This window comes from Gracilimonas mengyeensis (assembly GCF_900182705.1).
Taxonomy (GTDB): domain Bacteria; phylum Bacteroidota; class Rhodothermia; order Balneolales; family Balneolaceae; genus Gracilimonas; species Gracilimonas mengyeensis.
In genome coordinates this window covers 279,088-297,519 of the sequence record NZ_FXTP01000002.1, presented here as the reverse complement: position 1 = coordinate 297,519, position 18,432 = coordinate 279,088, and the positions used below count along the sequence as shown (strand labels likewise).

The window sequence follows — 18,432 nt, the reverse complement described above, 5'->3', positions numbered from 1 at the left end:
GCATATTTAAAATAACATTTTATGAACTTCACTCCTGCCCTGCAGCTTACGGTAAAACTCATCCTGACTTTTTTAACCACTTTTAGCCTTATACAGTGTACTAACACAGAACCTGAAGTACCCCCTGCTTCATCAACAGAGTCATTCCGGTACCTTGCCCTGGGAGATTCTTACACTATCGGTACGGGTATTGACCCTGTTAATAACTATCCCCATCAGTTAACCGACTCACTGGCTCAAAGAAACTTCCCGATAGATACCACGGCCATTATTGCTACCAATGGCTGGACCACTACCGATTTGCTGCTTGGAATTGAAGATGCCCAACCTGACTCCAGCTATGACATGGTATCTCTTTTGATTGGAGTGAATAATCAATATCAGGGGCTGGAAATCGAACTTTACGAAGAGGAATTTCGCGTTTTACTGGAACAAGCCATTGCCTTTGCGGGAGGAAATATCCAAAATGTGTGGGTGCTTTCCATCCCCAACTATGGCGTTACCCCCTTTGCCCAATCCAGAGACACGGCCCGTATTGCAGAAGAGATTGAGATTTATAATAACATTGCCCATAATATAAGCCAAGAGTATGGGGTTTCTTTCGTTGATATCACCCCAATATCGGAGCTTGCTGCCAATGACCGGGGTTTATTGGCTTCCGATAATTTGCATCCTTCTGCCAGTATGTATGCCATGTGGGTAGAAGAAATGCTTCCTACTGTAACTAAAATTCTCAGAGAGTAATGGCTGAATTCAGTTTAGTTGATGTACAAAACAAAGAAGACCCTTTAACCGGGAAAGTTACTTTTACCGAAAGCAAATCATTCAGGGTGATTATGGGGATTACAGCCGTTCTTATAATCTCATTTTTTGTTCTGGATTTTTTTGAACTGGGACTACCCGAATGGACCGAACTGCTTTCTCTTATCGCACTAATCGTTGGATACATACTGGCATTTTTTGCCTACTTTTTTAGCCGAAATGCAGGCATCGTAACTTTTAAGGAAAATCAGATTGAAATCACCCCTAAAAGAAATCCGGATCAGTTTCCAGGCTCCCCAATTCATCTCCATCAGCAAACAAAAATAAGGATTAACACCATGCAATCATTTCAATGGTTTTCCAGCAGGGTTCTATTGTTTGTGTTGATTACCCATCCGGATGGCAGTGAAGATCGCTTTGGATTCATGATCAAAAACAAACAAAAAAAACAACAATATTTGGAGGTCTTAGAGAGTTGGTACAGAGCCGGTTACAAAGTTGAAGAACATGATCAGTTTGGCAACCGGGTGTTTAAAATCAACCAAGGAAAAAGCTATGAAGATGTACAAAAAATCAAGAAAGAATATGGCCTCGACTGGAAGTAAGCTTGGCAAAATCACTTTAACCGTTAGTCTTCTCTTTTTTGGGATAAGCTGTACTACTTTGGCTCAGCAACCGGTAGAAAAGCGCACCATCACCATTAACATGGGAGCCTCTGAATTGCTGCCGGCCGACCTGATTATTTTTAATGTGAATGTAAATGCGGAAGGCAAAACACCCGAAGAAGCTTTTGAGCTGCACAAGAAAAGAGAATCCCTTTTAGCCAGCCTTTTAAAAGATTTGAATATCAAGGATGAAAATATTGATTACGAGCCCGTGCGCATGAACCGACGTCAAGTAAGCGGCAACCGGTATGCCAGTAATGAAAAGCCCGAGTATGTTACAGCCACCAACCAATCGGTGAGTATCACTTTTGAAGATTTCAGCCTGTACGAAAAAATTCAGCTTACCCTCATTGAAAATGAGTTTGATTCTTTTAACGGCCAGTTTTCTTCTACCAAAATTGATGAGGGCAAAGAAAAAGCATTGATTTCAGCTATTGAGGCTGCTAAGCAACGGGCTGAGCTGATTGCTAAAACTTCAGGTGTAGAATTGGGTAACGTTTCAACCATTCACTATTCGGACCATCAAATTGGAGTTCCGCGCAAAGCCCAAGCCATGGAAATGATGTCAAGAGCCTCTTCAGATGCTTCAATGATGGACTTTTCTCAAAAAGTAGAGATACAAGCCAGCGTAAACATCAGCTATTTTATCGAGTGAGGTTGGTTAATGGTGTAATGGTAAATTGTTAATCGTATTCTCACCATTTTTCATTACACTAATAACTAATAACCAACTTACGGCTGGGCCGCATTTACCGCTTCAAAATACTCAGCCGTTTTCTTCAGGTTTCCCTCTCCGTTGATGGCATTGTACCAGTATTGCTCTACCACCTTATCGCCGGTTTGCATCAGTAACTGCATAGTGCCTTGTGATTTATGTTCAGCAATCACCCAGTTAGAAATGATGTTATAATTCATGCGGTCGTTGGCGCCAAAGGTTTGGCTGCGGTCAAATTCAAAGATTTCTCCTTCCATCACTTTGGTCTCAGGATAACCCGGCATTTGCGTAAACGACATGCCCGGTCCGTCCCCTCTTCTGATAATGCCTTGCAATACAATAGGACGGTCTTCTTCAGGAAGCTCCTGCATAGCCCGAAGTCCCAATACTGCCGATGCTTTGTGATGGCCATGAAACTCTTCAAAGGGCAACATCAGGAACATGAAATCATAGTCGCCTTCTTCCAAAATCTGCACCATGCGCTCGTGTACCCAATCTGTATTCCACTTCTCCAGGGTTTCTTCCACATCCTCAGTGTAATAAAAATCGGGCTGATCAAAAAAGAAGTAATTCCGGATGCCCACAATTTCACCCCCTGCCATCAGTTCCTGCTTGCGGATACCGGGTAAATACTGCCGTCCGATTTCTTCTTTATCCAGCTCTTTGTTGTAGATGTAGTTCCCCAGGGTAGAATAGGTGTAGCCACCTTCGCCGTTGGTCATCAGCGCCAGATCTACTTTACCATTCAGCAACTTCGTGGTTTTGAAAATGGTAGCTGAAAATAAGGCGTCATCATCGGGATGAGCCGTTACCAGCAGTACTTTGGGTTGATAGTTAAGGAGGGAATCCTGCGCAAAAGCTACGGATGCAGAAATAAGAAAAACAGATAGCAAAAATAGTCTCTTCATGGAAGGTCTTCTTGATTGATATTCGAACCTCCCAAAGGTAGGGGTGATTTGGGAGATTGGAAAGTTCGTAATAAACTGAAGAACTACAGGCAATAAATGGGATCAAAAAAAAGGTCGGACAAAACTGTCCGACCTACGTCATCTTAACGGAATTTTATCAATAGCTACTAAACCAGCTGGTGGCTTTCCGGCTGTATCACCACTTCATTCATTACCGAAGCTGAAGGCTGGCTTACGGCATAAAACACCACTTTGGCAATTTCCTCGGGATCAAGCATCGCTTCTTTCTTTACTTTCATTTTTACTCGTTCATCATCCCAAAAAGCAGTATTCACTCCTCCGAGATATAAGAGTGAGAACTTGGTATTACCACGACGCTGTTCTTCCACCAACGATTTCGTGAAACCCTGAATAGCAAATTTGGAGGCTGCATAAACCGATGCATTTTTCATCACGTATTTCCCCATCGTACCCGGAAACATGATCACATTATTCGGGCCATCTTCACTCATGATCCCCATCACGGTTTGGGTGACCAAAAATGTACCATATACATTTACATCAATGATTTCTTTAGCATCTTTGGGATCAATATCCATGAACGGCTGGATGAGTCCCTGGCCAAATGCATTCACCAGCACGTCTATTTCACCGTATTTCTCTTTGATGGTATTGGCCATGCTCTGCACCGATTCCTGATCCGTGGCGTCTACCTCAATGGCATAGACTTTTCCACGGTTGGTGTTTATGCTTTTGACTGTTTCGTCCAGTTTTTCCTTATTGCGAGCTGCTATAATTACTTTAGCTCCGGATTTTGCGAATAGCTTGGCGCTTTCCCGACCTATACCGCCAGAACCGCCTACAATTAGTACTGTTGTATCTTCCATGATGTGATTTTTTCTCTTTATGAATAGTCACATCATACAAGCAGAACGCCCGTTTTTTCGTTCCTGTCTAACGGAATTCAGACAAGATTTAAAGCTAAACTACACTTCCATCGCTTTAGGAATCACATTTTCATACAGCTCTTCAGATTCAGCCACATCCAGTGTAAGCATATCTTTGATGATAAGCTGATCTTTGCCAACTTCTCCCAATTCAAAAACCGGAACACCGGCTTCATCAAAGTGATGCTTTACAGTGTGCAATTTTGCAGCTGGGATCGTAATCACTACGCCTGATTGTGCCTCGCTAAACAGCACTTCATGCGGAGTGCCTGTTAGGGTATCTACCGATATTTTTGCTCCCTTCTTGCCAAAAATGGCCATTTCTGCAAGGGTAGTTGCCAGGCCGCCGTCAGAGATGTCATGGGCGGCGGTAATCAGACCCAATTTAATAGCTGTTAGCAGTGCTTCCTGCAACTTCACTTCAAAGTCGAGATCAATCTCGGGAGCATCACCAGAGGTAAGGCCATGCAGCACTTTCAGATATTCGCTGCCGCCCAAACCTTTACGTTCAGCTCCGATGTAAAGCACCAGGTCGCCATCGTTTTTGAAAGCTGGGGTGGTGGTATGTTTTTCCACATCCTCCATCACCCCAAGCATACCGATGATCGGTGAAGGGAAAATAGCGCCATTTGGATTTTCATTATAGAAACTCACGTTACCGCCGGTTACGGGGGTATTCAATGCTTTACAGGCATCGCTCATTCCGCCGAGCGCTTCTTTGAACGTCCAGTACACTTCCGGCTTATAGGGATTTCCAAAGTTCAGGCAGTTGGTGATAGCCATCGGCTTGGCACCAGAACAAACTACATTACGAGCTGATTCTGCTACGGCAATCTGTCCGCCTTTCCGTGGATTCAGATATACATACCGGCCGTTGCAATCGGTTTTGGCTACCAAGCCTTTTTTGCTGTCTTTGATGCGAATCACACCAGAATCGGAAGCACCGGGAGGCGTTACCGTGTTGGTTCGTACCGTAGTGTCGTACTGCTCGTGTACCCATCGCTTGGAGGCGATATTGGGCGAGCTCAATAATTTCTTCAGGGTTTCGGTGTGATCTTCGGGATGCTCCAGCGAGTTGGAATCAAAAGCTTGCACCTCATCCAAATAGGCAGGCTTTTTGGTTTCGCGTACATATTGCGGAGCACCGCCGCCTAACACCAGGTGGTCGGCCGGGATTTCAGCTTTAATCTCGCCTTCTTTCCAATAGATTACTTTGTCGCCTTCCACTACTTCACCAATCACCACACCGTGGAGATCCCATTTTTCATATACATCAATTACTTCCTGCTCACGGCCTTTTTCGGCTACAATCAGCATACGCTCCTGACTTTCGGAAAGCAGCAGTTCGTAAGCCGTCATGCCATCTTCGCGGGCGGGTACTTTATCGAGATCAACGTTCATACCCTGACCACCTTTGGCTGTCATCTCAGAAGAAGAACAGGCAATACCTGCCGCACCCATATCCTGCATTCCCACAACGGCACCGGTTTTGAGGACTTCAAGGCTGGCTTCCAGCAACAGTTTTTCAGTGAAAGGGTCGCCTACCTGCACACTGGGACGTTTGGCTTCGCTTTCCTCACTAATTTCTTCGGATGCAAAGGTCGCCCCGTGGATACCATCCCTTCCCGTACTGGCACCTACGATAATCACAGGATTGCCAATGCCTTTTGCAATAGCAGAGGCGGTTTCGCCCTCTTTCACCAATCCGATACTCATGGCATTTACCAGCGGGTTGCCTTCGTAACTTTCATCAAAACAAACTTCCCCGGCAATCACAGGCACGCCAAACGAGTTTCCGTAATCACCGATGCCGCGTACCACGCCATCCAGCAGGTAGCGCACCCGTGGATTTTCCATCGAACCAAAACGAAGCGAATTGAGGCTGGCTACGGGACGTGCGCCCATGGTAAAAATATCGCGGTGAATACCACCTACCCCCGTTGCAGCTCCCTGGTAAGGTTCAATAGCTGAGGGGTGATTGTGGCTTTCGATCTTGAAGGCGCAACCGAGTCCATCGCCTAAATCTACCAGGCCGGCATTTTCTTCACCGGCTCCCACCAACAGGTTTTCTCCTTCGGAGGGTAATTTCTTTAACTCAACGATGGAGTTTTTGTAGGAACAGTGTTCGCTCCACATCACGGAATACACACCCAACTCGGTAAAAGTGGGGGTACGTCCCAACCGGGACTTTATCATCTCATATTCTTCTTCGTTAAGACCGTGTTCGAGGGCGAGTTCCAGGTTTACTTCCGGTTCCTGAATGGCAGTGTTAGACATTGTGGATATTTGGTTGGAATTGGATTGATCCGGCTCAAAACAGCCGGACGAGTTAAGACGGAACAGAAGGTACGATTATTTGAGAAAAGGCTCTAAAAGAAAATCTTGAGGGAAGAAATGGAGGATATAACCGTGTGGCGGCTAACCGGCGGATCAAACAGCTCTCCAATGACTGAAATTAAAATACCCTCCGGTTGAGCCGCTGATTATTTGACGATTGTCTTACGACAAAGAATCTAAAATTGCTTTGGGTCTCTTTTCCGCAATTTTCAATAGCACTTTTGCCGGACCCTGTGGCTTTCGCCTTCCTTGTTCCCAATTTCTGAGTGTACCCACACTGATTCCAAGAAGTGAAGAAAATTCTTGCTGGGTCATATCGTACTTTTCGCGGATCGCTACAACATCAGGTTCTTCAATTATTGAATACCTGGATGGTTCACGTTTACCTTTCCGAATATCTCCGGCTTGCTTTACACTTTCGAGCAGTTCATTAAACATTTCATCTTTCATGACAATTGGTCCTCAACTAGTTGTTTCAATTGCTTGAGTTGATCTGCAGTGAGATCATCCTGTTTACTCTTTGGATATGCATAAAGCATATAAATTTTTTCATCCTCGGTGATGTAGTAATAAATCACCCGGATGCCACCTCGTTTTCCACGTCCTGATCCAGCCCATCTCAGCTTTCGGATGCCACCACTTCCCTTAATAATGTCACCAGATTCTGGTCGCACAGATAACTGTAATTGAAGCAGGTGATATTCCTTATCCCTGAGAAGTTTTTGAATTAGTTTAGTAAAAATGGACGTTTCAAAAAATTCCATTAGCTAACGCTGTGTTGCTCAGAAAAGTACGCCAATGACGCACAATTCGCAACTAATGAATGAGAACGCTTACCTGGGTAGATATCGAAGTAGAGTTTAGGCAAATACGGACCAGCGTTTAAACTGCGCGGGGATTAGGATTTCTTTTGAAGTAGCGAAATTAATTGCTTGCAAACAAGTTTCCATCGCACCCCGTCCGATTTAAATCCAGAGAAGGTATGGCTGATGAGGGATATTTTGTACTATTTCTTGACTCTCAACCAAGAGTAACGCCTTGTTATATGGCTCTTTGTTTTTATGGTACCTAACTTCGAGTTTCAAACCTTTTGATATCTTTCTTTATTGCTTCCAATACATATTTGTAATCATCATGTCCAACAATCTGTGTCGAATAGGATAAAGCTTTGAATAGTTTGCTATACCTATTTAAGATTTCAATACCTTGATCTAAAAGCTTTTCTATTTCACCAGTTTTTATAGGTCTTTCTTCTAGAATATTGCGGTTATCCATAGTAAGCTTTGCATTTCGATGTGCGAAAATGTTATTCCGAAGTATAGTAAGTTTCTTAACAAGTGAGTTCTTGTTACTTGTAGCCTTGATATCTTTTTTAAGTTGTTCAATGTTGGGCTTTTTTACATTCACGGCCAGACTTTCTACAAATGTATTATCTTTGAGTCTGGTTCTAAACTCATCAACTTCAAAAAGTTTTATATTTCGGCTTATAATTTTTAACCAGTTGTTTAGATGTAGAGCTGAATCATTCTGATCATATGCTCGGCACAGTCTAAATACACAGGCATCATATTGAGCACGAAAAGTGAGAAACCAAAATGTGCGTGATTCATTAAACTCGCGTTCATATTCTTTTATTGATTTAGAAAGATCCTGATGTAAACGAAAATGAATCTTGGCATGGACTAGATCATCTGCTATTCCTTCCAAAAGTCTTTCAAATTCCTCAGAACTGTTAATTCTAAATGGCATAATGATTGGATTAAAGTAAAGCCATATAACGGCCCGGCGTTTAAGCGGCGCGGGTTTTCGGTTTTTGTTGAAGTAACTGATTTATTTTATTGCCCACAAGTTTTCCAACGAACCCTACCTGCGTCCGACTTGAAACGCTTGTTAGGGTTACTGAACTATTGTATTTTGGTAAAAAAAGAAATGGCTGAAAAAGTATTAACAGTAAAAGAATTAGATAAAGCAATTCCTGCGATTGCTAAAGACAAAGTAAAAATTGAAAAACTAAGACAGAAAGTTTCACAACTTGAAACCAACCATGTGCTTGCAAAAAAAGATGCGAGAGATCTTAGCTTTCTAGAAGATGAATCAATACAGCTTGCAATAACTTCACCTCCGTACTGGAATCTCAAAAAGTATGATGATTTTGATAATCAGCTTGGCAACATTGATCATTATCAAGATTTCCATACAGAGTTAAATAAGGTTTGGTCAGAAACACTAAGAGTACTTGAGCCTGGTGGTAGATTGATAGTCATTGTTGGAGATGTTTTACTTTCCAGAAGAAAGTTTGGAAGACATAAAGTTGTACCTCTTCACGCTGATATTCAGGTAAATTGCGAAAAAATAGGTTTTGATAATTTAGCCCCTATTTTTTGGCATAAAATTTCTAATGCATCTTTTGAGGTAAACGGTAACTCAAAATTTTTGGGAAAACCATATGAGCCAAATGGCATAATTAAGCACGATATCGAGTATATCTTAATGCTTCGAAAACCAGGGGGTTATAGAAGTCCATCAAAAACCCAACGAAAACTTTCTATAATTAGTGAAGAGAATTTTAATAAATGGTACACACAAATTTGGAATGTAACTGGTACTTCATCGAAATTTCACCCTGCGCCATATCCCAAAAAAGTTACTGATAGGCTAGTACAGATGTTTAGCTTTGTAGGAGATACTGTTATCGATCCTTTTGTAGGAAGCGGTACTACTATAATGTCTTGTTGTGATTATGGTCGTAATTCTATGGGCTTTGACATAAATGCAGGTTATTTGAGGAAAGCTTACAAAAGAGTTAGAGGGCACTTAGATTTACTAAACAATGAAAATATTAACATAGAACTTAGGATTGATGAGTGATCTCTTACCTAAAACTCTTGAAGAGGATATCAAGGAATCAATAAAAGTATTTTGGCAAACACGGTCTAATGGTAAAACAAGCTCTCAAGAAGGAAGTAGGGGTGCTGTAATTGGAGGGAAAAATTTAGACGGATTTACTCAAATAATTAAAAATGTGGCAGTCCATTGTGGACTTCCTGAATCATCGGTAGTAATTACTGGCAGAAAAACTTTAACGATTCCCGGATACTTCAGGCCTACTAAGTCATGGGATGCGATTGTTTTTCATGAGGGGCATTTATTAGCCGTTTTTGAATTAAAATCTCAAGTGGGTTCATTTGGGAACAATTTTAACAATAGATCAGAGGAATCAATCGGTTCGGCATCAGATTTTTGGACTGCCCATAGAGAGAAAGCATTTAATGTCAAAAATCTCGCATCCAAAAAATTATTGAAAGAAAAGAAAGACTCAGATATTACAATACAACCTTTTCTTGGTTATTTAATGTTATTAGAAGAAAGTGACGGATCTACAACCTCAGTACGCGTTGATGAAGAGTACTATAAAGTTTTTCCAGAATTTGAAGATGCATCTTATGCAACTAGGTATTCAATTCTTATGCAAAGGCTCATAACTGAAAAGCTATATAATTCTGCGTGCCTTATTCTATCTAAAGAAGATGATGGAATTAAAGATGGATATTATAAAGTTGTTAATAAAAGCATCAGCCCTAAGTCACTCTTCTCTAGTTTTGCGGGCCATTTATTATCAGCTATTGAAATGATTGAAAAGTAACCCTAACATAGTATTAAGCAGATTTACTAATCTGCAATAACAAGACGCATAATATTCCAAATGCCCCTAAAAACCAAGTAAACCCCTGTTTTCCCAATGTTATACGGATTTGGATTTTTTGAAATCCGCATAATATGGTCAGATAACTTGCAACGATTCGGGATTTCCAATTGGCCATGCGGACCGGAGGACAATGAGCACAGAATGCAGGCTATATCTTCACCTATCGCTATTGTAACCATACGTTACAACGCGGAGCGTGTGGAACGAGCAGTTAGCAACCTATTTTAGAATCAATGCTATATAGTTCTACTCAGAAATCGCCATAAAAAAAGCACGGCCCAAATGAACCGTGCTCTCACTCTATGTTGTACAACCAAGTACTATAAACTGCTTAGCTATTTTCCAAAGCGTTCGAATACGGCTTTGTCCAATTCTTCCCGGTGATCGGGGTGTGCAATTTCTACCAGGGCTTTGGCACGCTGGCTCAGGTTTTTGCCGTACAAGTTGGCAATACCAAATTCCGTTACTATATAATGAACGTGTGCACGGGTAGTCACTACGCCGGCTCCCTGTTTCAGGAAGGGTACAATTCGGCTAATGCCTTTTCGGGTGGTGGAAGGCAGAGCGATAATGGGCTTTCCGCCTTCTGAAAGAGCTGCACCACGGATGAAGTCCATTTGCCCACCCACTCCTGAGTAATGATAAGTACCAATGGAATCGGCACAAACCTGACCGGTAATATCAATCTCTACCGCACTGTTAATAGCGGTTACTTTGGGATTTCTTCGAATCACCGCCGTATCGTTGATATAACCAATATCCAGCATAGCTACGGAGGGGTTATCATCTATATAATCGTAGGTTTTTCGGGTCCCCATCACAAAACCGCTCACTACTTTACCAGGGTGAATTTTTTTATTCAGACCGTTAATTATTCCTTTTTCAACCAGTTCAATCACACCGTCAGAAAACATTTCGGTATGTACGCCAAGGTTTTTATGATTGGTCAGGCTGGCTAAAACGGCATTGGGGATGGCGCCAATACCCATCTGCATGGTAGCTCCGTCTTCAATCAAACTGGCGCAATATTTCCCGATTTGCAGCTCAGCATCGTCTGGTTCTGGAGCAAACTGTTCCGGCAGGGGATCATCTACTTTTACCAGAGAATCTATTTGGTCTACATGAACCAAGCCATCTCCATGGGTTCGGGGCATATGCGGGTTTACCTGGGCAATCACATGCTTGGCCGATTGAACGGCTGCCGCCGCATTATCTACAGATACTCCAAGCGAGCAATAGCCATGCATGTCCGGGGGAGATACGTTGACCAATGCCACATCCAGCGGCAGAATTCCGTTTCTAAATAAACGGGGCGTTTCACTTAAGAAAATCGGGATATAATCACCACGCCCTTCGTTCACTGCCTTGCGAACATTGGCCCCAACAAACATTGCGTTTACAAAAAAGCTGTCCCGATATTTTTCATCAGCATAAGGCGCAGGGCCTTCAGTATGCAGGTGAATGAGTTCTACATTTTTAAGTTCGCTGTGCCGGTCAACCATCGCGTTTAATAATTGAACCGGGTTTGCCGATATCCCGTGTACATACACACGGTCACCCGATTTAATGACCTTTACTGCTTCTTCTGCCGTTTTATATTTGCTCATTATACTCTCATTAAATGTTTGGTTGATGGATGATAGCTATCCATTGTGAATATTTTTTTAAGCGTGCCAATCTTTTAACATCCCCCAAAACTAAAGCCCGGCAGTTGGTATAATTTGCGATTGACTGTAAATGAAGAAAATATATTTTGAATGTATACTTCAAACAGGTCGGTAGGTCAGATATGAAAAAAATATGCGTGTTCATCTTAGCTTTATTGAGTTCCCTGTCTTTTTATTCATGCAATATTATTTCTGGTAACAGCAATAATGGAGATAACAAATTAAGTGATCAGATTTCTATTACCTTAAACCAAGAAGTTTACTACCTGGATTTCGACTCCGGAGTTTTTTATTCGTTGGTCAATAACAGTGATAAGCCTATTTACACAAATTCTTCAGACGAAACCCTGATAGAAAAGAAAATTGATGATAACTGGAACGAGGTAGAACCCAGCGAATATTATTACGTAAATCCCGTTCAACCCGGTGATTCTATAATTGCTTCACGAATTTTCTCTCGCATAAATGGATTACAAGGTGCAGGCACCTATCGCATTAAAGTAAATGCCTGTTTGGAAAACGTATCCGATGAGTGCCCCTCTGTTGATAAAGTGGATATTCTGTCCAATGAATTTCAGATCAAACCACTTGATATACCTCTTACAGATATCAGCCCTAAATATGAAAATATCGATCTTGAAATTTCAATTACTGATACGCTTGTAGAATTAAGTTCCAGCGAGGGTATTGGGACAAATATTACCAATCATTCAGATTTCCCCATAGAAATGTCATCATCCATTGTAGAATTTCAGCGTTACACGGTTGATAGAGGATGGATTTCCGGGGTTAATGGTATTTCGGGCAGGTGGTTTGTCTTTGATGGTTTTCCTTCCTCTCTAAGATTAGACCCAGGTGAAAGTATTGCTGAAGATAGAGCTCCTTTTCTACCGGTTTCATGGTTAAGTGAAACCCCAGGCACGTATCGCTTTAATTATTTACTCTGTATGGGAAAAGATCGGTTTGGAGCGTGTATACTTCCTGTTACCCCAGAATTCTCGAGCTCTGCATCCTTTGAAGTAATTCCTTAGCGGTAAAAAATTGGTTTATAATTTCTCCGCACCGCCTTATCCCTTCAGAAGATAAATCATGCTCTTAGGGTGTGAGAAGTACACCAACTATCCTTTCTATATACTTGCCTAATTAATTGAGGGCTAATGGGTAATATTAATCTCTCCCAAATGCATAAAAATTCTGCCATTTCATTGCTTCTGCTTATAATTCTCCTTAAAATCTAATATCTATATTAGAATATGAATATCTGATTAAAAACCAGGCTATGAGGTTGATATCACAAGGTGCGCAGTACGCCATATCGGCGATTATTGCCATTTCCAAGCATACTGAAGATGGTGCCGTTTCGGCTTCGCATCTGTCTAAGTCATTGAATTGCCCGACGGCATATCTCTCTCAGGTATTGGCGAAATTGAAAGAGCCTGGCATCCTGAAGTCTCAGCGCGGACTGAATGGCGGAGTATATCTGGCCAAGTCAATCGACCAAATAACCATGATGGATGTAATTGCCGCCATCGATGGCACCGAGTTTTTTGATAAATGTTTTATGGGGATCGAAGGCTGCGGACACATTGAGCCTTGCCCCTTTCATGCCTTTTGGTCTGTAGAGCGCAAGAAAATCGAAAAATGGCTACAGGAGACAACCTTTGCCCAAGTTGATGAGAATATGACCCAGAAATGGTTTGATCTGCGTTTGCAATTTTCCAACGGAGCCCCTTCATTTAACTCATGAAAACCACGAAAGCAGCCATATCATCTCATGTTTGCTATCACTGTGGGGAGGAGTGTGCAGAAGAATCCGTGTTTTTTGACGACAAAGCTTTTTGTTGCAGCGGATGCAAGGCCGCCTATCAAATTCTGGATAAAAGCGGACTCTGTTCCTATTATGACCTTGACGCCAATCCGGGCATCAACCTGAAAAATACCAAACACCGGGCGCGTTTCGATTACCTGGAGGATGAGGAAGTCATTAACCGAATCACGGACTTCCGTGACGCCAATAAACTCTCTCTTACTTTATACATCCCCAATATTCATTGTACATCCTGCGTGTGGTTGCTTGAAAACCTTCAGAAATTAGATCCAGGTGTACTCCAAAGCTCGGTCAACTTCTTAAAACGTGAACTTTCGCTGTTGATTGATAGCGATAAAACCACGTTGCGGGATGTAGTAGAGCAGCTGGTTACGATTGGCTACGAGCCAGAAATCCGGATGGATAAGTTGGATGCCAAATCGGAAAAAGCGCACCGAAACCGCTCGCTGTGGCTTAAAATGGGTGTGGCCGGTTTTGCCTTTGGCAACATCATGCTATTTAGCTTTCCGGATTACCTGGATACCACCGGCAGCGGACTGGGGGGCAATTTTCATCTCCTTTTTGGCGCTTTGAATATCATCCTGGCTATTCCCGTGTTGGTGTACAGCAGCAGTGATTATTTGAAATCAGCCTTTGCGGCTTTGAGTCAGCGCGGGGTAAACCTTGATGTCCCTATTTCCATTGGCATCGTGGCCCTTTTTAGCCAAAGCGTGTACGAGATTGTGACCCTGACCGGCACCGGCTACATGGATTCTTTCACCGGGCTCATTTTCTTTTTGTTGATCGGGAAACTGGTACAGCAAAAAACCTTTAACCGACTTTCTTTTGACAGGGATTACCGCTCATACCTCCCGATTGCGGTTAATGTTTTGAATGATAACGGCGAGGAATATTCCGTTTCACTGGATAAGCTGGAGCCCGGCAAGCAAATGCGTTTACGAAATCAGGAACTCGTTCCTTGTGATTCTACTCTGATTTCCGACGAGGCCTTTTTGGATTACAGTTTTATCACCGGAGAATCTGAGCCCGTTACGGTGAAAAAAGGAGAACGGGTTTTTGCGGGTGGACGCTTAATCGGAAATGCAGCCCTGCTTAAAACAGAAGAGAAAGTTACCAACAGCTACCTCACTAAGTTATGGAACCATGAAGCTTTCCAAAACAATGACAAGGAGCTGAAGCTGACCACTTTTGCCGATAAAATCAGTCCTTACTTTACGATTTCGGTTTTGGGCATTGCCTTTTTCTCTGGCTTGTACTGGCTGGAAACGGCCGGCATGGAAACGGCTCTCTCCGTTTTTACGGCGGTATTAATTATAGCCTGCCCTTGTGCCCTGGCGCTTTCTACCCCGTTTACATTGGGTTCGGCCCTTAATGTGCTTTCGCTAAACGGACTGTTTGTCAAGAATCACCTGCTGCTGGAAAATCTCTCCAAAGCTTCCTCTATTGTATTTGATAAAACCGGTACCCTTACCGAAAATGAGGCCGCCGAAGTGAAATTTATTGGAGGAGAATTGTCGGCCCAGGAACAAATATGGGTCAAATCGGCCTGTAAGAACTCCATACATCCCTTGAGCCGGAAAGTGGCAAACTACCTAACGACCGTCATTGCGAGGGATTCAGCGAGTGAAACGAGCAAATCACATGGCAATCTGCCTGCAATGGCAGCCGGGCGTAATCAGGGAGATTGCTTCGTCGAAAGCCTTTCGAGTCCTGCTTCAAATAATGATGCTCCTCGCAATGACCGGGCAGAAATATCTTCTTTTGAGGAAATTCCCGGCAAGGGCATTTTTGCAGAAGTAGAAGGAACACTTATTTGCCTGGGCTCCAAAGCATTTCTTGTGGATCAAGCCGCTCTCAGCTTAGAGAATATTCCCCAAAACGAATTCAACGGCTCCACGGTACATCTTTCGATCAACGGAGAGTATCGCGGATTTTTTGGGATTGAAGCAGGTATTCGTGACGGAATTCATAATCTTCTGGCTTCCATCAAAGAAACATTTAACACGTACCTGCTTTCCGGGGATAACGAAGCGCAGAAGTCGGCCTTCAGTGATTATTTTGGATCTAATGGTTCCCTTCTGTTCAATCAGAAACCGGAGGAGAAGCTGGCTTTTATTACTCAATTACAAAAAAATGGCGAGCAGGTTATTATGGTAGGCGACGGACTGAATGATGCGGGAGCCTTAAAAAAAGCGGATTTTGGGATTGCCCTGGCCGATGATGTGAGCTCTTTTGCCCCGGCTTGTGATGCCATACTGGAAGGAGATTCCCTTTCTAAACTCAACGATTTTATTGATTTCAGCAAAGCCTCTATGAAAATCATCATGGCAAGTTTTGTGCTTTCTCTGTTGTATAACACCATCGGTTTAGGCTTTGCCATCACGGGACAACTTTCGCCTCTGGTAGCCGCCATATTGATGCCGCTAAGTTCCATCAGTGTGATGGTGTTTACATTTGTTACCACACGATTTTTTGCACGCAAAGGAGGACTCGCTATATGGAAGTGATGTACCTGCTTATTGGCTTCAGCCTGATGGTAGCCCTCATTTTCTTGGGACTGTTTTTCTGGGCGGTTAAATCCGGTCAGTTTGACGATCAATACACTCCCTCTATGCGCGTGCTGTTCGACGACAAAAAAGCTTCAAAAAAAGAATCAAACAACAACCAAAAACATCGGGATGAATAAATGTCTTCATCAACTTTAGAAACCTTTCATTACGATAACGATATTGTCCGGAAATTCGGGGTGGCCACGGTCTTGTGGGGTCTCATCGGCTTTATCGTTGGGCTTACTATTGCCCTAAAACTTATCTGGCCGGATTTTCTCGGCTTCATACCAGAACTCAGCTACGGGCGCTTGCGTCCTCTGCACACCAACGCGGTTATTTTCGCTTTTGCAGGGAATGCCATTTTCTACGGCGTGTATTACTCGCTGCCCCGGCTATGTAAAACCCCTATGTGGAGCCAAAAATTAAGCCAACTGCACTTTTGGGGGTGGCAAGCCATCATCGTATCGGCAGTTTTGACACTGCCTTTTGGCATCAACACCAGTAAAGAATATGCCGAACTGGAATGGCCTATTGATATTGCCATCACTATTATTTGGGTGGTTTTTGGGTTGAATATGATTATGACCATCCTGAAGCGCCGGGAAAAACACCTGTATGTAGCCATCTGGTTCTACATTGCTACTTTTGTGACCGTGGCCGTTTTACACGTGGTAAACTCCTTTGAGGTACCAGCCACCCTCCTGAAAAGTTATCCCATTTATGCGGGTATTCAGGATGCCCTGGTACAGTGGTGGTACGGACACAATGCGGTGGCTTTTTTCCTTACCACACCGTTTTTGGGGATTATGTACTACTTCATCCCGAAGGCCGCTAACCGGCCTATTTTCTCTTACCGGCTGTCTATTGTTCACTTTTGGTCATTGATTTTCATCTACATTTGGGCCGGACCTCACCACTTGCTGTATACTGCACTTCCCGGATGGGCACAAGCCCTGGGTACCGTGTTCAGTATTATGCTGATTGCTCCGAGTTGGGGCGGTATGCTCAACGGCTTACTCACGCTTCGTGGAGCCTGGGACCGTGTGCGCGAAGATCCCGTGCTGAAATTCCTGGTGGTTGGTGTTACCGCCTACGGTATGGTAACCTTTGAGGGGCCGATGCTCTCCATCGCTAACGTAAACGCCATTGCCCACTACTCCGATTACATTATCGGTCACGTACACAACGGTGCGCTACTGTGGAACGGCGGTTTAACCTTTGCGATGCTGTATTACATCACTCCACGCATTTACAAAACCAAACTTTATTCCGTGAAGCTGGCCAACGTACACTTTTGGTTTGCTACCATGGGGGCTATTTTCTACGTCATTCCCATGTACTGGGGCGGCATCACGCAAAGCCTGATGTGGAAAGAATTTACTTCTGAAGGTCTGCTTCAGTATCCCAACTTCCTGGAAACAGTGACACAGATCATCCCCATGTATGGACTGCGTGCCATCGGCGGAACCTTGTTCATCATTGGTGCCGTAATTGGTGCTATTAACCTGATTTACACGGCTCGACAAGGATCCTTTGTCAAGGATGAAGAAGACGAAGCACAAGCTATTATCGATCCGGCAGCCGGAACCAAAGAAAAATGGCACCGACGCCTGGAATCTCGTCCCCTGCAATTTACTGCTCTTACCCTGGTCGTAATTCTTATTGGCGGGGTGATTGAGTACGTGCCCACCGCACTGGTTGATTCTAACGTACCAACCATTGCCAGTGTGAAGCCATATACGCCATTAGAAGTTGAAGGGCGTGATATTTACATCGCTGAGGGCTGTAATAACTGTCACTCGCAGATGATTCGGCCGTTCCGCTCTGAAACCGAGCGCTACGGCGAATACTCCAAGGCCGGTGAATTTGTGTACGATCACCCCTTCCTCTGGGGCTCCAAACGTACCGGTCCTGATTTACACCGCATTGGCGGGAAGTATCCGGATAGCTGGCACGTGCGCCACATGTACGATCCTACTTCCACTTCGCCCGGGTCTATCATGCCTGCGTATCCATGGCTGTTTACCCAGGATATGGACAAGGAAACCATCCCGAACCGCATCAATGCACTGCGATCTGTGGGTGTACCGTATGTGGAAGGTTACGAAGAGATTGCACTACGTGACCTGGAAGCCCAGGCCGACGACATTGTGGCCGGACTTCGACAAAATGGTTTTGATGAAATCGAAGGCATCCAAATCACCTCCGACAAAAAGATTATTGCCATCATTGCCTACATGCAACGTCTGGGTATCGACATCAAAGGGAATGAAAACCCCTGGGAAGCATTGCCATCCAGCGATCGCATTCAGGCCAACTTTAAACCACAGCAAGCGGAGGCTGAATAA

General features: G+C 43.5%; 17 protein-coding genes. 10 read left to right on the top strand and 7 right to left on the bottom strand.

Going from position 1 to position 18,432, the window contains the following annotated elements; all coding sequences use genetic code 11:
* Positions 1 to 21: 21 nt before the first annotated feature.
* From FN815_RS03600 to FN815_RS03590, 3 genes are read left to right on the top strand one after another with little or no spacing between them, the layout of a single operon-like run.
* Entirely contained in the window at positions 22 to 744 is a 723-nt protein-coding gene (locus FN815_RS03600; RefSeq protein ID WP_142453241.1) for an SGNH/GDSL hydrolase family protein, read from the top strand.
* A complete protein-coding gene (locus FN815_RS03595) occupies positions 744 to 1,367 on the top strand; it encodes a hypothetical protein (protein WP_142453240.1) in 624 nt (207 codons plus the stop codon). The genes FN815_RS03600 and FN815_RS03595 overlap by 1 nt, the downstream gene beginning before the upstream one ends.
* A complete protein-coding gene (locus tag FN815_RS03590) occupies positions 1,318 to 2,082 on the top strand; it encodes an SIMPL domain-containing protein (protein WP_246075134.1) in 765 nt (254 codons plus the stop codon). The genes FN815_RS03595 and FN815_RS03590 overlap by 50 nt, the downstream gene beginning before the upstream one ends.
* A gap of 77 nt (positions 2,083 to 2,159) precedes the next feature.
* Here FN815_RS03590 and FN815_RS03585 read toward each other — a convergent pair whose 3' ends face one another.
* The 6 genes from FN815_RS03585 to FN815_RS03560 all read right to left on the bottom strand — a co-directional run bounded on the left by FN815_RS03585 (position 2,160) and on the right by FN815_RS03560 (position 8,083).
* Entirely contained in the window at positions 2,160 to 3,050 is an 891-nt protein-coding gene (locus FN815_RS03585) for a PIG-L family deacetylase (RefSeq protein WP_142453238.1), read from the bottom strand.
* A gap of 167 nt (positions 3,051 to 3,217) precedes the next feature.
* Positions 3,218 to 3,937, bottom strand: coding sequence for an SDR family oxidoreductase (locus FN815_RS03580; RefSeq protein ID WP_142453237.1), 720 nt, complete (start codon positions 3,935 to 3,937; stop codon positions 3,218 to 3,220).
* Between the two features lie 99 nt (positions 3,938 to 4,036).
* On the bottom strand, positions 4,037 to 6,274 hold the full coding sequence (gene purL / locus FN815_RS03575; protein WP_142453236.1) for a phosphoribosylformylglycinamidine synthase subunit PurL: 2,238 nt from the start codon (positions 6,272 to 6,274) through the stop codon (positions 4,037 to 4,039).
* A 222-nt stretch (positions 6,275 to 6,496) separates the two neighbouring features.
* Positions 6,497 to 6,784 carry a NadS family protein gene (gene nadS / locus FN815_RS03570; RefSeq protein WP_142453235.1) on the bottom strand — a complete coding sequence of 96 codons (288 nt, stop codon included), beginning with the start codon at positions 6,782 to 6,784 and terminating at the stop codon, positions 6,497 to 6,499.
* Complete coding sequence (locus FN815_RS03565) at positions 6,781 to 7,098, bottom strand: type II toxin-antitoxin system RelE/ParE family toxin (protein WP_142453234.1); 318 nt, start codon at positions 7,096 to 7,098, stop codon at positions 6,781 to 6,783. The genes nadS and FN815_RS03565 overlap by 4 nt, the downstream gene beginning before the upstream one ends.
* Before the next feature lie 304 nt (positions 7,099 to 7,402).
* Entirely contained in the window at positions 7,403 to 8,083 is a 681-nt protein-coding gene (locus tag FN815_RS03560; RefSeq protein ID WP_142453233.1) for an AbiU2 domain-containing protein, read from the bottom strand.
* 129 nt (positions 8,084 to 8,212) lie between these two features.
* Between FN815_RS03560 and FN815_RS03555 the strand changes: the two genes are divergently transcribed.
* Both FN815_RS03555 and FN815_RS03550 read left to right on the top strand, forming a co-directional pair.
* Positions 8,213 to 9,202: a DNA-methyltransferase gene (locus FN815_RS03555; protein ID WP_221930228.1), complete on the top strand. Its 990-nt coding sequence runs from the start codon at positions 8,213 to 8,215 to the stop codon at positions 9,200 to 9,202.
* Positions 9,195 to 9,977, top strand: a complete 783-nt coding sequence (locus FN815_RS03550; protein WP_142453232.1) for a PaeR7I family type II restriction endonuclease — start codon at positions 9,195 to 9,197, stop codon at positions 9,975 to 9,977. Before FN815_RS03555 ends, FN815_RS03550 begins: the two co-directional genes overlap by 8 nt.
* A gap of 398 nt (positions 9,978 to 10,375) precedes the next feature.
* Here FN815_RS03550 and FN815_RS03545 read toward each other — a convergent pair whose 3' ends face one another.
* Positions 10,376 to 11,647, bottom strand: a complete 1,272-nt coding sequence (locus FN815_RS03545) for an acetyl-CoA hydrolase/transferase family protein (RefSeq protein ID WP_185957149.1) — start codon at positions 11,645 to 11,647, stop codon at positions 10,376 to 10,378.
* Between the two features lie 146 nt (positions 11,648 to 11,793).
* On the opposite strand from FN815_RS03545, the gene FN815_RS03540 reads away from it, so the two are divergent.
* From FN815_RS03540 to ccoN, 5 genes are all read left to right on the top strand, one after another.
* Positions 11,794 to 12,738, top strand: coding sequence for a hypothetical protein (locus tag FN815_RS03540; protein WP_142453230.1), 945 nt, complete (start codon positions 11,794 to 11,796; stop codon positions 12,736 to 12,738).
* A gap of 248 nt (positions 12,739 to 12,986) precedes the next feature.
* Positions 12,987 to 13,454, top strand: a complete 468-nt coding sequence (locus tag FN815_RS03535; protein WP_142453229.1) for an RrF2 family transcriptional regulator — start codon at positions 12,987 to 12,989, stop codon at positions 13,452 to 13,454.
* Positions 13,451 to 16,042, top strand: coding sequence for a heavy metal translocating P-type ATPase (locus FN815_RS03530; protein ID WP_142453228.1), 2,592 nt, complete (start codon positions 13,451 to 13,453; stop codon positions 16,040 to 16,042). Before FN815_RS03535 ends, FN815_RS03530 begins: the two co-directional genes overlap by 4 nt.
* Complete coding sequence (ccoS, locus tag FN815_RS03525; RefSeq protein ID WP_142453227.1) at positions 16,033 to 16,221, top strand: cbb3-type cytochrome oxidase assembly protein CcoS; 189 nt, start codon at positions 16,033 to 16,035, stop codon at positions 16,219 to 16,221. Before FN815_RS03530 ends, ccoS begins: the two co-directional genes overlap by 10 nt.
* Positions 16,222 to 18,432 (top strand): cytochrome-c oxidase, cbb3-type subunit I, encoded by a 2,211-nt coding sequence (gene ccoN / locus FN815_RS03520; RefSeq protein ID WP_142453226.1) that lies wholly within the window; start codon positions 16,222 to 16,224, stop codon positions 18,430 to 18,432.